We start from the raw sequence: 14150 nt of genomic DNA, 5'->3' as shown, positions 1-14150 counted from the left end.
CACTTATGAATGCTTTAACCCAAGAGCTTGTAGAGCTTTTAACCCTTGAAAAACTTGAAGAACATATTTTTCGTGGTCAAAGTCGAAATTTAGTTGGTAAGCGTGTTTTTGGTGGGCAAGTTTTAGGACAAGCACTGCGGGCAGCATCATACACAGCTGATCGCCCCGTACATTCTTTACATGCGTATTTCCTATATGGTGGGGATATCAATGCCCCAATCATTTATGAAGTTGATCGGTTACGTGATGGCAAAAGCTTCTTAAGTCGCCAAGTGCGTGCAATCCAGCATGGACGTACCATTTTTTCGGCAATGGTGTCATTTGCAACACCTGAAGAAGGCTTGAATTATCAAATTGCTGAACCAGAATATCCAGCACCTGATGAATTAAAAGCAGAGCAAGAGCTTAAAGAAAATTTAATCAGTTTTATCCCGGAAAATATTCGCGCTGCGTTTATGCGTCCACGTCAGGTAGAAATTCGTCCGATCAATGTGACCAATCCATTTCAACCACAACCTGAAGCACCGTCTTATGCACATTACTTGCGTACGCATGAGCCATTAGCCGCAGAGCAGGCGGATGATATCTCCTTAAATCAAGCAATTGTTGCATTTTATTCGGACTATACCTTGATGATGACTGCTTTGCGCCCGCATGGTCTCAATTACCTCTCGCCAAGTTTGCAATGTGCCAGTATCGATCATACAATCTATTTCCATAAACCAGTGAAAGCAGATGATTGGATGCTTTATGATATGGATGCTACAGTCAGTGCAAATTCACGCGGTCTGAATTTTGGTCGGATGTGGCAAAATGGCGAATTGGTGTGTAGTACAGTTCAAGAAGGCTTGATGCGAGTACGTGAAATCGAAACTCAATAATACATTTGCACTGATACGCTAATCGTGAAACTCAGCCATCATCTATGATGGCTTTTCTATTTTTTAGCAGAGCTTGTGACAAAAAAATGCTCGATTCTAAATAACTTCAATGGCATAGTTCAACGTGTAAATATTTATAATAGTCAGCGAAGATGAGTTTAAACACCCAAATTTTTATTGCAGCCATTCTTGGTGTGGCATTTGGATTTTTATTAAATCAATTTCCTAATACTCAATTTTTAGATGCCAGCATTTATGGTTTGAGCATCGCCAGTAGTATTTTTATTGGTTTATTAAAAATGCTTTTGGTTCCACTTATTTTTAGTTCAATCTTGGTGGGTGTTTCAAACTTAGAAGCGGGCAGTCAACTCAGTCGAGTTTGGAAAATAACCTTGGCTTGTTGTGTAACCACAACGACATTGGCACTTATCCTCGGTTTAGCCTCGACACATCTATTCAATGTGGGACAAGGTGTGGACATTGCAATGTTTCAAGATGCAATGAATCAACATAAAAGCCCAGATTCACTGACACCCAGCTCGTTTTTAACCAATTTTATTCAAAATACTCTCATCAATCCATTTAAAGCATTTAGTGATGGTAATGTTTTGGCAGTGGTGCTGTTTGCTTTGTTATTGGGTTTGGCACTGGTACATGGTGGAGAGCGTTTTAATTCAATCAAACAACTGGCACGTCAGTTTTTTGACATCATGATGATGTTGGTTGGTTGGGTGATGAAAGTTGCGCCAATTGGTATTTTTGCATTAATGGCAAAGCTGATTGCAACAGAAGACATCTCTATTTTAAGCCGTCTTGCTGAGTTTGCTATTGTTGTTACAGGAACCACCATATTTCATGGTGTTGTGGTTCTGCCATTGTTGTTATGGATCTTTGGGAAAATGGATCCGATTACCTTTTTTAAAGGAACGCGTGCAGCATTAATTACAGCATTTGCAACCAGTTCAAGTTCTGCAACCATGCCTTTGAGTTTAAAGTGTACTCAAGAAAATTTAGGCGTGCGTCCACAAATTGCAGGCTTTGTGATTCCTTTCGGTTCTCAGTTAAACATGGATGGGACAGCACTTTATGAAGCAGCAGCAGCGCTTTTTATTGCCAATTTAATGGGTTTAGAGTTATCAATTACCCAACAAGTGATTGTCTGTCTGACTGCGATGATTGCTTCATTGGGCGCACCGGGTATTCCAAGTGCGGGCATGGTCACCATGATCATGGTGCTACAATCTGTGGGATTACCAGCAGAGGCAATTGCGATTCTTCTGCCAATTGACCGTATTCTCGATACTGTACGTACCGTAGTGAATGTACAAGGGGATATGATGATTAGTGTAGTCGTTGACCGAAACACCAAAGATATGGAAAGTTCAACTTAGTCTATGGTTAGGATCTTGTTCTAAAAGATTGGCCCAAAAAAAAAGCAGGATATTAATCCTGCTTTTTTTATTTGATTTCAGTATTGATTAGTTTTAACAGTTATTATGCTGCAACTCTAGGCAATGCACGTTTTGCTGCAGGAGATTGATCCAAATAAGCAATTGCATCTTCTGTTTTAGCTTCATGTACTGGATCATACCAAGGCATTAAATAGCCCAATTGCTGTGAAACCAACCATAATGGATGTGGCATTAAGCGATTATCTGATTGTGCGATACTTGCCCATTCACGCCAAATCCAAGGCTTATAGAAAGCAGGTTTTTTATCTGCATAACGTGGGTCTTGCCCCATGATATGTGCAGCACCATCAACCCATAAGCCCAATACAGCGGCAATCACGATAACACTTTGATAATAACGAGAAATATAACCACCACCCAAATGACGATACAGATCAAAAGCCACTGTACGGTGTTCAATCTCTTCGGCACCATGCCATTTGACTAAATCAAGCATATTTGGATCTGCACCCAATTCCGCCCATTTTTTATTATAAAGCGCATATTTACCCAAGACACAAGTCATATGTTCAACAGTGGCGACGATACCTAAACGGAACAAATCCCATTGATGATCAAGGACTTTGGGTACTTTAAAGCCGAGTGGTTGATCTGCGAGTAATTTGCCAAACAAGAAATCCATAATCTCAAGATTACGTTGAATATCAATATTACGCACAGTTAAGTATTCTTTATTTGCCGAAGCATGTGCTTGGGCATGCATCGCTTCTTGGCGGATAAATGCACGAACATCTTCAGCTAATTTTTCATCTGTGATTTTGGGTAAAACACGATTGTATAAACGGCAAAACCAAAATTCACCTGCTGGAAGAATATTGTTAATTTCATTGATAAAGTAGCTGACAAATGGCTGATTTGGAATCCAATCGACAGGGGTATCTTGCCATTCAAATTTCACTTTACGTGGTTTGATGTGGTACTGAATAGACGATCCAATCCGACTGTTCTTTAATTTAGCGAGTAACTTCATCACAGTGTCCTAATTTTTCTTTGGTGATTTCACACTTTATTATTCAAGTATAAAAAAATGTCCTAAATAGTTATTAGCAATTTAGGACATTCCAGTATCAATATGTGATGAATTTTGTTAGACAAGACTTTTTTATTTATGCTTGTGGATTTTCATCTACATTTCCATCAATATTTTCACTATTGAATTCGGATTCTTGGTCTTGATCAATGAACTCATCATCCAAATCATCTTCAGTGGCTTCAGGAATTGCATCAATATCAAAATCTAAAGTTTTGTCTAAGGTGTAATTTAAGCGACCGGCCATAATTGACGCGAGTTCTTCTAGCCCCTGTTTATTGAGTGATGAAAACAGTTGTATCGAAAAATTCAACTTCATTTTCTTCAATTGTTGTTGTACATCTAACAACACTTTACTGGCAGGACCACGGTTGAGTTTGTCGGATTTAGTCAACAGTACATGCACAAACAAGTGACGTGAATACGCCCATTCCAACATCATCACATCGAAGTGTTGTAAAGGGTGGCGAATATCCATGAGTAGAACAAGACCTTGTAAACTTTTTCGATGAATCAAATAATTCTCAAGTTCTTTTTGCCATACAAGTTTCATTGCTTCAGGTACAGCTGCATAACCATAACCTGGTAAATCGACAAGGCGTTGGTCTGGATTACCTAAACTAAAAAAGTTAATCATTTGCGTACGGCCAGGTCTTTTCGACGCACGTGCCAATTGCTTTTGATTGGTTAATGCATTGATAGCACTTGATTTTCCAGCATTTGAACGGCCTGCAAAGGCAACTTCATAACCAGTATCTTCTACACAAAGATTCAGTTTAGGCGCACTCATTAGAAATTCAGCTTTACGCAACCAGTTCAAAGATGAAGTTGAGTATTCTGAAATCGCAGGATCAGCCTTTTTTTCATAACTGATTTTTTGTTTAGGGGCGCTTGAGGTCTTACTATTTTTAGACTTTCCACTGCTGCGATGCATATTTCAACTTCAATAAACGGATAAACAAAGTGCATTATAAAGGAAGTCGGAGGTTCAAGCGAATTTTGATCGTGTTAACAGGAATATTGGTTATTAAGATGCTGGGCGATGAGCTTTTGTGACTTAAACATTGAGATTGGGAATAGGCGAGTTTACGATCTTTGGATGTTGTGGTGGAGCGTTGAGAACATCGGCAACAGTATAGTGATCTAGGCTTTGATAAAACTGTTCAACCGCCTGATCTAAAATACCCTTTAAGCCGCAGCGTGGACGTAGCACACAAGGTGGCGTATTGCACTCTACAATTTGTGCATCACGTTGGAGAATTCGTACAATATATCCTAAGCGAAATTCTAAGATATCTGGGTTTAAGCGCAAACCACCGCCTTTACCTCGTGTGGTAATCAACCAACCTTGTTTTCCCATAAAATGCACAATTTTGACCAAGTGATTTTCTGAAACATGTAAATCTTCTGCAATTTCAGCAATCGTATAAGGCACATCTTTTGGAGGCGCGATGTACATTAAGATGCGCAGGGCATAGTCGGTAAATTTATTTAGTTGCATGTAGGGTGCTCATCTAATGATAAAGATGTATCTCATCCTGAAATAAATAAGGCCAGTCTATCATAGACCAGCCTTATAAAGAACGGATGGAGATTTAGATACCTGCACCACCCGTACCAAACGCTTCACTATGAATTTGTTCAGGTTTAATACCACGAGCCACCAATGCTTGGTGTTGTTGTTGCATAAATGGTATTGGGCCACAAAGATAATAATCAGCATGGGCTGGGAGTAGTGCTGTATCAACCGTTGCCAAGTCTAAACGACCAGCCACATCATAGTCCTCACCTATAACATCACCGCTATGTGGGAACTCATAAGCCGTAAATGTACTGAGACGTGGAAATTTAGTTTTTTGCTCTTGGATATGCTGTTTCATCGCATGTACTTGGCTGCTGCGGCATGCATGGATAAAGCTAGCCGGTTGAGGCATGTCTAAAGTCACCAATTGGTTAAGCATTGCAATCATTGGGGTTAAACCTACACCCGCACTAATGAAGACATTACGTTTGCTACTATCAATTAGGTAGAAGTTACCTGTTGGAGCAGACACTTCAATTTCTGAACCTTCAGCTAAGCCATGTAAAGTATTTGATACCCAGCCACTTGCCAAATCACCTTTTTCATCTTCACGTTTAACTGAAATACGTAAATAGTCTGCTTGTGGACTTGTCGATAGCGTGTATTGACGTGGTTGTTTTAAGCCTAGCGCGTCAACAAATACGCGTACTGAAATATATTGACCCGCTTCATATTTAGGTAATGCGCCACCATCGACTGGTGCGAGATAGAAAGAGGTAATTTCTTCACTTTCATTCACTTTTTTAGCGATTTTAAATTTACGCCAGCCTAACCAACTGCCTTGAGTTTGTTGGTGTTGCTCATAAATCGCTTTTTCAGTGCTGATAAATAGATCGGCCAATTGCCCATAAGCTGCAGCCCATGCGTCAATCAATGGATCTTCCATCGAAATAGTTAATACTTCACTAATTGAATGTAATAGGTTTTCACCGACAATGTTGTAATCAGGTGCTTGAATATTCAGACTGACATGTTTGTGGGCAATTAGTTCAACCACAGGCAAAAGTACTGAAGGATCTTCAATATTTTCAGCATATGCTAAAACAGCACCAGCCAAGGCTTGAGCCTGCGCACCACTACGTTGATGCCCCATGTTAAAAGTTTCTTTTAACTCAGGATTATTGCCGAGCATGCGGTTATAAAAATAACCGGTAAGTGCTACACCATTTTCGCGAAGAACAGGAACTGTTGCTTTTACAAGGTCAATTTGCTGCGGAGTCATTGTTGATCTCTCTAGGCTGTCATTTATAAGATGTATTTAAAATATATCTTATAAAGTGTATTTGCAATACACCTTTAAGAAAAACACATAAAATAATTATGGTTTAGTTTGAATTTAAGCTTTATTGATTGAAATATTTGAATTTATTTTTAAGTTTTTTAGATGATTTTTTTGAATAAGTTTTTAGATATGCTTTTAGATATGTTTAGCGGGCTTGATAAGCGGGATAAGCGAATAAAAACATAAGCAAGAACATAAGCTATAAAATGGGAAATAAAAAGGAGCGCTAACGCTCCTCACATTTGTGTTTAAACGAATTAACGGCCACCAAATAATGAACCTAACAAACCGCGGACCAGTTTTTGCCCTGTAGGACCGCCTAAGGTTCTTGCGGCACTTTTAGCAAAAGTTCCGATCACATCTTGAGTCAGTTTGGCACGTGCAGCTGCAGCTTTTGCTTCCTCTTTTTCTAAGCGTTCTTGCTCTTTGGCTTGTTGCTTATCGAGAGTCTGTTGTTGCTTTGTGAGCTCTTCTAATTGCTTGGCTTGTTGAGCCACTGCATCAAAAGCCACCTGTTGCTGTGAGTTATCGGAAACTTTACGTTGTAGCATTTCATAAGCGCTATCACGATCCACTTCATTGTCATAAACCCCCGCGACAATACTTTGCGCCATCAAGGCTTTTCGTTCATCTAAAGTAATTGGGCTAAACGATGAGTAGGGTGGCATCACCATCGCTCGTTCAACCACTTGAGGTGTACCTTGTTCATCTAGGCAACTAATAAGCGCTTCACCGACAGCAAGTTCAGTAATCGCTTGATCTACTTTAAACTCTGGATTAGCGCGGAAAGTATCAGCAGCAGTTTTTACTGCTTTTTGATCTTTAGGGGTAAACGCGCGTAAGGCATGTTGTACACGGTTGCCCAGCTGTCCTAAAACATTTTCTGGGATATCTAATGGGCTTTGTGAGATGAAATAAATTCCGACACCTTTAGAGCGAATTAGACGGACCACTTGTTGAATTTTTTCTTGTAATGCTGGGCTGGCATTATCAAAGAGCAAATGCGCTTCATCAAAAAAGAACACCAATTTTGGCTTATCTAAGTCACCGACTTCAGGTAACTTTTCAAATAATTCTGAAAGCATCCAAAGCAGGAAGGTCGCATAGAGCTTTGGTGTGTTCATCAGCTTATCCGCAGCCAATAGGTTGATATAACCATGTCCATTGGCATCAGTTTGGATAAAATCCATAATATCAAGGCTTGGCTCACCAAAGAAACGTTGACCGCCCTGATCGCCTAAAGCCAATAGATTGCGCTGAATAGCACCTAAACTTGCTGGTGAGAGATTGCCGTATTCTGCTTTTAAAGCTGCCGCATTTTCACTGACATAGGTCAGCATGGCTTTTAAATCTTTAAAATCAATTAACAGTAAGCCCTGATCATCTGCAACACGGAACACCGCTGAAAGCACACCTTCTTGAGTGTCATTTAAATTCAGCATTTGCGAAAGTAACAGTGGGCCAATTTCAGAGATTGTGGTACGGATCGGATGTCCTTGCTCACCAAATAAATCCCAAAAAATAGTCGGTGACGCAGCAAAAGGAACACTGTCTACTCCCAAGCTTTTAATGCGTTCTTCAAATTTAGGATTGGTTGAACCTGCTTTGGCGATACTGGAAACATCACCTTTGGCATCGGCAAGAAATACGGGTACACCAATCCGTGAAAAACTTTCAGCAAGCACTTTAAGGGTAATGGTTTTACCTGTCCCTGTGGCGCCTGCAATTAAACCATGACGGTTAGCAAATTGTGAGTGTAATATAATATCTTGTGTTGTATCTGAGGTTTTTTTTGCGATGACGATTGGTGTGCCCATTGTTATTCCTATAGCTTTAATTTGAGTTTGGATATTCTTCATCTGACTCAATATTTATATCATTGTTGTTATACAAAATTGCATTAAATGATGATGTTGTAAATCTGTTTTTATTGTTGAATATGAATGTAGGGTAGTGTGGATTGTTTCTTGAAATGCACAGGGAATAAGTAAAAGCTAAATGTACTTTTCGCTGAATGATCTCTGCACTTAATCGTGTTTAAAGGTGAGTGTAGGGCCCTTGCCATCATTTATATAGCAAAGACCTAGATATTATGTATTAAGCCTGTTGAGTTGAAATATTAAGCCTGAATGGCTTGAAGTGCGTTTTGAATATCTTGGATTAAATCGTCTGGATGCTCTAAGCCAATACAGAAACGAACCAATAGACCTTGCTCTAGGTGTGTGCGTTCTAAATGACGCATGTCTGTCAGATTATAAATCATGACTAAGCTGACAGGACCACCCCAACTAAAACCGAGTTTAAATAAAGATAAATGATCACAAAACTTTCTGATTTTGTTGACATCAAACTCCGGTTTAAAAATAACACTAACCAGACCAGCACTTTGTCCTGTTTGACAGGTTTGGTTCCAATAGGTGTGACTTATATTGTCTGAATCCGCAGGGTGTAAAACTTGAGCAAATGCATTTTGACTCTTTAACCAATTTAAAATCTTTAAAGCACTTTGAGACTGATGCTCATAACGAATTTGCATTGAGGCCAAACTACGTTGCACTTGTGCGGCATCGTCACCCGAAATCGCGATACCTTGAATGGCATGCATACGGAACAGCTTATGATGTAAAGCGTTATCTTGAGTGACAACAGATCCCATTAAAATATCGCCACCACCACTTGGGTATTTGGTTAAGGCGTGTACGCTGATATCTACACTTAAATGTTCATGACTAAAATCAAAGGCATTAAACGCTAGGCCAGCGCCCCAGGTATTATCCAAAGCCGTGAGGATATTTTTTGCTTTGGCTTTTTTGACTAACCTCACCAAATCAGGAAATTCGAGTGTGACTGAACCTGCGGCCTCTAACCAAATCAGTTTGGCATTTTCATTGGGTTGGAATGTGTCTGCATCGATAGGATTATAAACTTGAACGATAATGCCATAACTTTTTTCAAGATGACGTAGATGTTCCATGTTGGGACCATAGATATTGTCTGCAACCCAGACTTCATCTCCATGACTTAAAAAACATGAATTGACTAGATTAATTGCAGATAAACCACTGGGTGCAAGTAAACAATATTCACCACCTTCTATTTGGGCAATGTGATCGCCTAAGGTAAACGTTGTCGGTGTGCCATGTGTGCCGTAACTATAGTCATAACGATCTGTCCAATGGCGATTAAATAGTGCATCGGTATTTTCAAATATAATTGTTGACGCACGAAATAGGGGAGGCTGTATTGTATTTATATATTGTGGTGCTTTACGAGAAGAATGAATTAAAGCAGTAACTGGTTTTTGTTTCACAGGAATACTCAATTTTTGTTAATAGCCGGACTAAAGTAAGCAAAACATAATCGCTCAGTGACGAAAAGCAATAAATTGTGAAAAATAATAAATAAAATTGATATTGGCTTCATTTTTGCATTTATCCAACTATGTTTTGTGATTTGTAGCGTAATTGATACAACAAGAATAGGTGATAACATGAAAAAACTTAAAGTGCATTATTTTCAGCATATTGCAGGTGAAGGCTTTGGTAGCTGTTATGAGTATTTAAAAGCAATGGGCGCAGAAATTACTGCAACAGAATTTTTTGCTTTACCCACAGATTCACAATTAGAAATAGAAGCTTTGCCGCATGTCAATGATGTGGATTTACTCATCATTATGGGTGGGGAAATGAGTGTAAATGATGAGGCCAACTATCCTTGGTTAAAGGTCGAAAAACGATGGATCCGCCGTTATTTGGCATCGGAAAAGCCCGCAATCGGGTTGTGTTTGGGTGGGCAGTTGATAGCCAATGCTCTAGGTGCCAATGTTCGACGTAATACTGTGCAAGAGATTGGCTGGACCTTGGTCAATAAAAGCAACCATGTGCCAGAAGATTATTTCCAATTGCCTGAACGTGTCAATGTCATGCAATGGCATAGTGAGACCTTTGATATTCCCAAAGGTGCAATTCGTTTGGCGGAGAATCCAGCATGTCCCAACCAACTTTATCAGATTGGTAAAAATGTATTGGGGTTTCAGTTTCATCCAGAAATCACCCCGCATAGCTTAAAAATCTTCATTGAACATGAAGAAGAGGATATGGTGTTTAGTGGGGTGCACAGTCAATCATTATTGAATCTAAAAAAATCACAACAAACGGATTATGTGATTGGGAATCAGTTGCTCAATCATGCTATTGACTACGTTTTAAGGGTTTAAGCTGGTGTTTAAATAATAAGCGCTTTATTTATAATTAATTACTCAAAAAAAGGTAAAAATGTCCAAATAAGTTTGCTTAAGTGTTAAACAATCGTTATAATGAGCGACCCTCCGATATGGTGGGGTGAATGGCGAAGAAAGTCATTCAGATCGTTACAGTCGTGGCATCGATCACGACCTTAGTGATTTTCACTGCCTTTGACACTTACCTTATTTAGTGGGGTGAGATGCGTCAAGGGTGATTCTTTATATATTTGGCTTGGAGTTAACTGGTATGTCTAACCAGAGAATTCGTATCCGTCTTAAGTCTTTTGATCATCGTTTAATTGATCAATCTTCTCAAGAGATCGTAGAAACAGCAAAACGTACTGGCGCACAAGTGTGTGGTCCAATTCCGATGCCTACTCGCATCGAGCGTTTTAACGTTTTAACATCACCACACGTGAACAAAGATGCGCGTGACCAATATGAAATCCGCACATATAAACGTTTGATCGACATCGTTCAACCTACAGATAAAACTGTAGATGCGTTGATGAAGTTGGATCTTGCAGCTGGTGTTGATGTTCAGATCGCATTGGGTTAAGGCTTTCGGTTAATTAACGCTCTATAAGTTAATTAGGCCGCTTTTTTAGAGGTTTATGCACATGGCTATTGGTTTAGTCGGTCGCAAGTGCGGTATGACACGTATCTTTACAGATGCTGGTGTTTCTGTGCCTGTAACAGTGATTGAGGTTGATCCTAACCGTATCACTCAAATCAAAACGCTTGAAACTGATGGTTATCAAGCGATTCAAATCACTACTGGTGAACGTCGCGAATCTCGCGTAACAAATGCTCAGAAAGGTCACTTTGCGAAAGCTGGTGTTGCTGCTGGTCGTTTAGTTAAAGAATTCCGCGTTGCAGAAGCTGATCTTGAAGGTCGTGAAGTTGGTGGCACTATCGGTGTTGATTTGTTCGCAGTAGGTCAAGTTGTTGACGTTACTGGTCAATCAAAAGGTAAAGGCTTCCAGGGTGGTGTTAAGCGTTGGAACTTCCGTACGCAAGATGCTACACATGGTAACTCAGTATCTCACCGTGTAATTGGTTCTACAGGTCAAAACCAGACTCCTGGTCGCGTGTTCAAAGGCAAAAAAATGCCTGGTCACTTAGGTGATGATCGCGTAACTGTACAAGGTCTTGAAATTGTATCTATCGACGCAGAACGTTCAGTTCTTGTTGTTAAAGGTGCGATTCCTGGTGCTACTGGTGGCGACGTTATCGTTCGTCCTACGATCAAGGCCTGAGGGGAAATAACGTGAATTTAAAAACTGTTTCCGGCTCTGCTGTTGAATTGTCTGAAGTTGCTTTCGGACGTGAATTTAATGAAGCTCTTGTACACCAAGTTGTTACAGCTTATTTAGCTGGTGGTCGTCAAGGCTCTAAAGCTCAGAAGTCACGTGCAGACGTTTCTGGCGGTGGTAAAAAACCATTCCGTCAAAAAGGTACTGGCCGCGCTCGTGCTGGTTCTATTCGTAGCCCAATCTGGGTTGGTGGTGGTAAAACTTTTGCTGCTCGTCCACAAGATTGGTCTCAAAAAGTAAACCGCAAAATGTACCGCGGTGCAATGCAATGTATCTTAGCTGAACTTGTTCGCCAAGATCGTCTTGTATTGGTTGAAGAGTTTGCAGTTGAAGCTCCAAAAACTAAAGAATTGCTTGCAAAACTAAACGGCTTGAACGCTACTCGCGCATTAATCGTTACTGAAGCTGTAGATGAAAATCTATATTTAGCTGCTCGTAACCTTCCACACGTTGATGTGGTTGATGCTGCTGGGATCGATCCTGTTGGCTTGATCGCGTTTGATAAAGTTGTTATGTCTGTTGCGGCTGCTAAGAAGATTGAGGTAGAACTCGGATGAACAACGAACGTATCTATCAAGTCCTAAAAGGGCCTGTTTTTTCAGAAAAAGCACAAGTTCTAGGCGAAACTGCTGGTGTTCAAGTTTTTAAAGTTGCTATCGATGCAAACAAACTTGAAATCAAAAAAGCAGTAGAGCAATTATTTGGTGTAGAAGTTGTTAAAGTTAACACGACTATCACTAAAGGTAAGACTAAACGCTTTGGTAAAACATTAGGACGTCGTTCTGATGTTAAAAAAGCATACGTCACCCTGAAAGCTGGCCAAGATGTTGAAATGGCTGACTTGGGCGATACCGCTGAAAGCACAGCGGAATAAGGACGAAAATTATGCCAATTCAAAAATGTAAGCCAACGTCTCCAGGACGTCGCTTTGTAGAGAAGGTGGTTCATAATCATCTTCACAAAGGCGCGCCTTATGCACCGTTGGTTGAAGCTAAAAAACGTACTGGTGGTCGTAATAATAACGGTCACATTACAACTCGTCACGTTGGTGGTGGTCATAAACAAAACTACCGTATCGTTGACTTCAAACGTAACAAAGACGGCATCCCAGCTGTAGTTGAACGTATTGAATACGATCCTAACCGTACTTCGCATATTGCTTTATTGAAATATGCTGACGGTGAACGTCGTTATATTATTGCTGCTAAAGGCTTACGTGCTGGCGATAAAGTACAATCTGGTAACGATGCTCCAATTCGTCCAGGTAACTGCTTACCGCTTCGTAATATGCCTATCGGTTCTACATTACATAACATTGAGCTTAAAATCGGTAAAGGTGCACAATTAGTGCGTTCTGCTGGTACTTCTGCTCAGTTGTTGGGTCGTGACGGTTCTTACGCAATCATTCGTCTTCGTTCAGGCGAGATGCGTAAAGTACACGTTGAATGTCGCGCTGTGTTAGGTGAAGTATCTAACTCAGAAAGCAACCTTCGTTCACTTGGTAAAGCAGGTGCTGCACGCTGGCGTGGTGTTCGTCCTACCGTTCGTGGTATGGCGATGAACCCAGTTGACCATCCACATGGTGGTGGTGAAGGGCGTAACAAAGGTATTCAACCTGTAAGCCCATGGGGTCAAAAAGCTAAAGGGTACAAAACTCGTACCAATAAGCGTACGACTAAGATGATCATTCGCGACCGTCGCGTTAAGTAACAAGTAAAGGAATCTGACAATGCCTCGTTCTCTGAAAAAAGGCCCATTCGTCGATGCGCACTTGTTCGCTAAGGTTGAAGCGGCTATCGCGGCTAATAACCGTAAGCCGATCAAAACTTGGTCGCGTCGTTCGATGATCCTCCCGGATTTTGTTGGTTTAACAATTTCTGTACATAATGGTCGTAACCATGTTCCAGTGATCGTATCTGAACATATGGTTGGTCACAAACTCGGTGAATTCGCGCCAACTCGTACCTATCGTGGTCACGGTGTTGACAAGAAGTCTAAACGTTAAGGTGCTATGATGGAAGTTACTGCTAAATTACGCGGTGCCGCTATCTCGGCACAAAAAACTCGTTTGGTTGCAGACCTAATCCGTGGCAAATCTATTGCTCACGCGCTTAATATCTTAAACTTCAGCAACAAAAAAGCTGCAGTTGTAGTGAAAAAAGCATTGGAATCTGCAATTGCAAACGCTGAACACAATAACAGTTTAGATGTAGACGACCTTAAGGTTACTACGATTTACGTTGATGAAGGCACTAGCCTTAAACGTATTATGCCACGTGCTAAAGGCCGTGCAGATCGTATTACTAAGCGTACTTGTCACATTACCGTTAAGGTAGGGGTTTGA

16 protein-coding genes are annotated in these 14150 nt (G+C 40.5%); 10 read left to right on the top strand and 6 right to left on the bottom strand.

What is annotated here, in order from left to right; all coding sequences use genetic code 11:
- Window positions 1-5 precede the first annotated feature (5 nt).
- Both AS4_RS19465 and AS4_RS19460 read left to right on the top strand, forming a co-directional pair.
- Window positions 6-881: an acyl-CoA thioesterase gene (locus tag AS4_RS19465; protein WP_004816853.1), complete on the top strand. Its 876-nt coding sequence runs from the start codon at window positions 6-8 to the stop codon at window positions 879-881.
- Window positions 882-1033: 152 nt separating this feature from the next.
- Window positions 1034-2272: a dicarboxylate/amino acid:cation symporter gene (locus tag AS4_RS19460; protein ID WP_034614383.1), complete on the top strand. Its 1239-nt coding sequence runs from the start codon at window positions 1034-1036 to the stop codon at window positions 2270-2272.
- Window positions 2273-2375: 103 nt separating this feature from the next.
- Here AS4_RS19460 and AS4_RS19455 read toward each other — a convergent pair whose 3' ends face one another.
- From AS4_RS19455 to AS4_RS19430, 6 genes are all read right to left on the bottom strand, one after another.
- The gene (locus AS4_RS19455) at window positions 2376-3323 is read right to left on the bottom strand and encodes a metal-dependent hydrolase (protein ID WP_056512178.1); all 948 of its coding nucleotides are present in this window, start codon (window positions 3321-3323) and stop codon (window positions 2376-2378) included.
- Window positions 3324-3459: 136 nt separating this feature from the next.
- Window positions 3460-4317, bottom strand: coding sequence for a ribosome biogenesis GTP-binding protein YihA/YsxC (yihA, locus tag AS4_RS19450; protein WP_096735217.1), 858 nt, complete (start codon window positions 4315-4317; stop codon window positions 3460-3462).
- A 123-nt stretch (window positions 4318-4440) separates the two neighbouring features.
- Window positions 4441-4884, bottom strand: coding sequence for an RrF2 family transcriptional regulator (locus AS4_RS19445; protein WP_004725666.1), 444 nt, complete (start codon window positions 4882-4884; stop codon window positions 4441-4443).
- Window positions 4885-4978: 94 nt separating this feature from the next.
- Window positions 4979-6187, bottom strand: coding sequence for an NO-inducible flavohemoprotein (hmpA, locus tag AS4_RS19440; protein WP_096735216.1), 1209 nt, complete (start codon window positions 6185-6187; stop codon window positions 4979-4981).
- Between the two features lie 317 nt (window positions 6188-6504).
- On the bottom strand, window positions 6505-8064 hold the full coding sequence (locus AS4_RS19435) for a helicase HerA-like domain-containing protein (RefSeq protein ID WP_096735215.1): 1560 nt from the start codon (window positions 8062-8064) through the stop codon (window positions 6505-6507).
- 302 nt (window positions 8065-8366) lie between these two features.
- Window positions 8367-9557: a PLP-dependent transferase gene (locus AS4_RS19430; RefSeq protein WP_096735214.1), complete on the bottom strand. Its 1191-nt coding sequence runs from the start codon at window positions 9555-9557 to the stop codon at window positions 8367-8369.
- Between the two features lie 180 nt (window positions 9558-9737).
- Here AS4_RS19430 and AS4_RS19425 point away from each other — a divergent pair, with 180 nt between their 5' ends.
- From AS4_RS19425 to rplV, 8 genes are all read left to right on the top strand, one after another.
- Window positions 9738-10463 (top strand): type 1 glutamine amidotransferase, encoded by a 726-nt coding sequence (locus AS4_RS19425; protein ID WP_096735213.1) that lies wholly within the window; start codon window positions 9738-9740, stop codon window positions 10461-10463.
- Window positions 10464-10737: 274 nt separating this feature from the next.
- A complete protein-coding gene (gene rpsJ, locus AS4_RS19420; RefSeq protein WP_004725677.1) occupies window positions 10738-11049 on the top strand; it encodes a 30S ribosomal protein S10 in 312 nt (103 codons plus the stop codon).
- Between the two features lie 61 nt (window positions 11050-11110).
- Window positions 11111-11749, top strand: coding sequence for a 50S ribosomal protein L3 (gene rplC / locus AS4_RS19415; protein WP_004816868.1), 639 nt, complete (start codon window positions 11111-11113; stop codon window positions 11747-11749).
- A gap of 11 nt (window positions 11750-11760) precedes the next feature.
- Window positions 11761-12363 (top strand): 50S ribosomal protein L4, encoded by a 603-nt coding sequence (rplD, locus tag AS4_RS19410; RefSeq protein ID WP_004816870.1) that lies wholly within the window; start codon window positions 11761-11763, stop codon window positions 12361-12363.
- Window positions 12360-12680 (top strand): 50S ribosomal protein L23, encoded by a 321-nt coding sequence (rplW, locus tag AS4_RS19405; protein ID WP_004725684.1) that lies wholly within the window; start codon window positions 12360-12362, stop codon window positions 12678-12680. The genes rplD and rplW overlap by 4 nt, the downstream gene beginning before the upstream one ends.
- 11 nt (window positions 12681-12691) lie before the next feature.
- Window positions 12692-13516: a 50S ribosomal protein L2 gene (rplB, locus tag AS4_RS19400; RefSeq protein ID WP_004725686.1), complete on the top strand. Its 825-nt coding sequence runs from the start codon at window positions 12692-12694 to the stop codon at window positions 13514-13516.
- Window positions 13517-13535: 19 nt separating this feature from the next.
- Window positions 13536-13811 carry a 30S ribosomal protein S19 gene (rpsS, locus tag AS4_RS19395; RefSeq protein ID WP_004281508.1) on the top strand — a complete coding sequence of 92 codons (276 nt, stop codon included), beginning with the start codon at window positions 13536-13538 and terminating at the stop codon, window positions 13809-13811.
- A gap of 9 nt (window positions 13812-13820) precedes the next feature.
- Window positions 13821-14150 (top strand): 50S ribosomal protein L22, encoded by a 330-nt coding sequence (gene rplV / locus AS4_RS19390; protein ID WP_004816873.1) that lies wholly within the window; start codon window positions 13821-13823, stop codon window positions 14148-14150.

Origin of the sequence: Acinetobacter guillouiae, from assembly GCF_002370525.2 — a bacterium.
Lineage (GTDB): Bacteria > Pseudomonadota > Gammaproteobacteria > Pseudomonadales > Moraxellaceae > Acinetobacter > Acinetobacter guillouiae.
This window is presented reverse-complemented; position numbering and strand designations above follow the sequence as displayed.

Bases quoted from the DNA above. Each gene is read 5' to 3' on its own strand.
- AS4_RS19455 (WP_056512178.1), bottom strand. From the start codon at position 3,323: ATGAAGTTACTCGCTAAATTAAAGAACAGTCGGATTGGATCGTCTATT.
- yihA (WP_096735217.1), bottom strand. From the start codon at position 4,317: ATGCATCGCAGCAGTGGAAAGTCTAAAAATAGTAAGACCTCAAGCGCC.
- rpsS (WP_004281508.1), top strand. From the start codon at position 13,536: ATGCCTCGTTCTCTGAAAAAAGGCCCATTCGTCGATGCGCACTTGTTC.
- AS4_RS19425 (WP_096735213.1), top strand. From the start codon at position 9,738: ATGAAAAAACTTAAAGTGCATTATTTTCAGCATATTGCAGGTGAAGGC.
- AS4_RS19445 (WP_004725666.1), bottom strand. From the start codon at position 4,884: ATGCAACTAAATAAATTTACCGACTATGCCCTGCGCATCTTAATGTAC.
- rplV (WP_004816873.1), top strand. From the start codon at position 13,821: ATGGAAGTTACTGCTAAATTACGCGGTGCCGCTATCTCGGCACAAAAA.
- hmpA (WP_096735216.1), bottom strand. From the start codon at position 6,187: ATGACTCCGCAGCAAATTGACCTTGTAAAAGCAACAGTTCCTGTTCTT.
- AS4_RS19460 (WP_034614383.1), top strand. From the start codon at position 1,034: ATGAGTTTAAACACCCAAATTTTTATTGCAGCCATTCTTGGTGTGGCA.
- AS4_RS19465 (WP_004816853.1), top strand. From the start codon at position 6: ATGAATGCTTTAACCCAAGAGCTTGTAGAGCTTTTAACCCTTGAAAAA.
- rplB (WP_004725686.1), top strand. From the start codon at position 12,692: ATGCCAATTCAAAAATGTAAGCCAACGTCTCCAGGACGTCGCTTTGTA.
- rplW (WP_004725684.1), top strand. From the start codon at position 12,360: ATGAACAACGAACGTATCTATCAAGTCCTAAAAGGGCCTGTTTTTTCA.
- rplC (WP_004816868.1), top strand. From the start codon at position 11,111: ATGGCTATTGGTTTAGTCGGTCGCAAGTGCGGTATGACACGTATCTTT.
- rpsJ (WP_004725677.1), top strand. From the start codon at position 10,738: ATGTCTAACCAGAGAATTCGTATCCGTCTTAAGTCTTTTGATCATCGT.
- AS4_RS19435 (WP_096735215.1), bottom strand. From the start codon at position 8,064: ATGGGCACACCAATCGTCATCGCAAAAAAAACCTCAGATACAACACAA.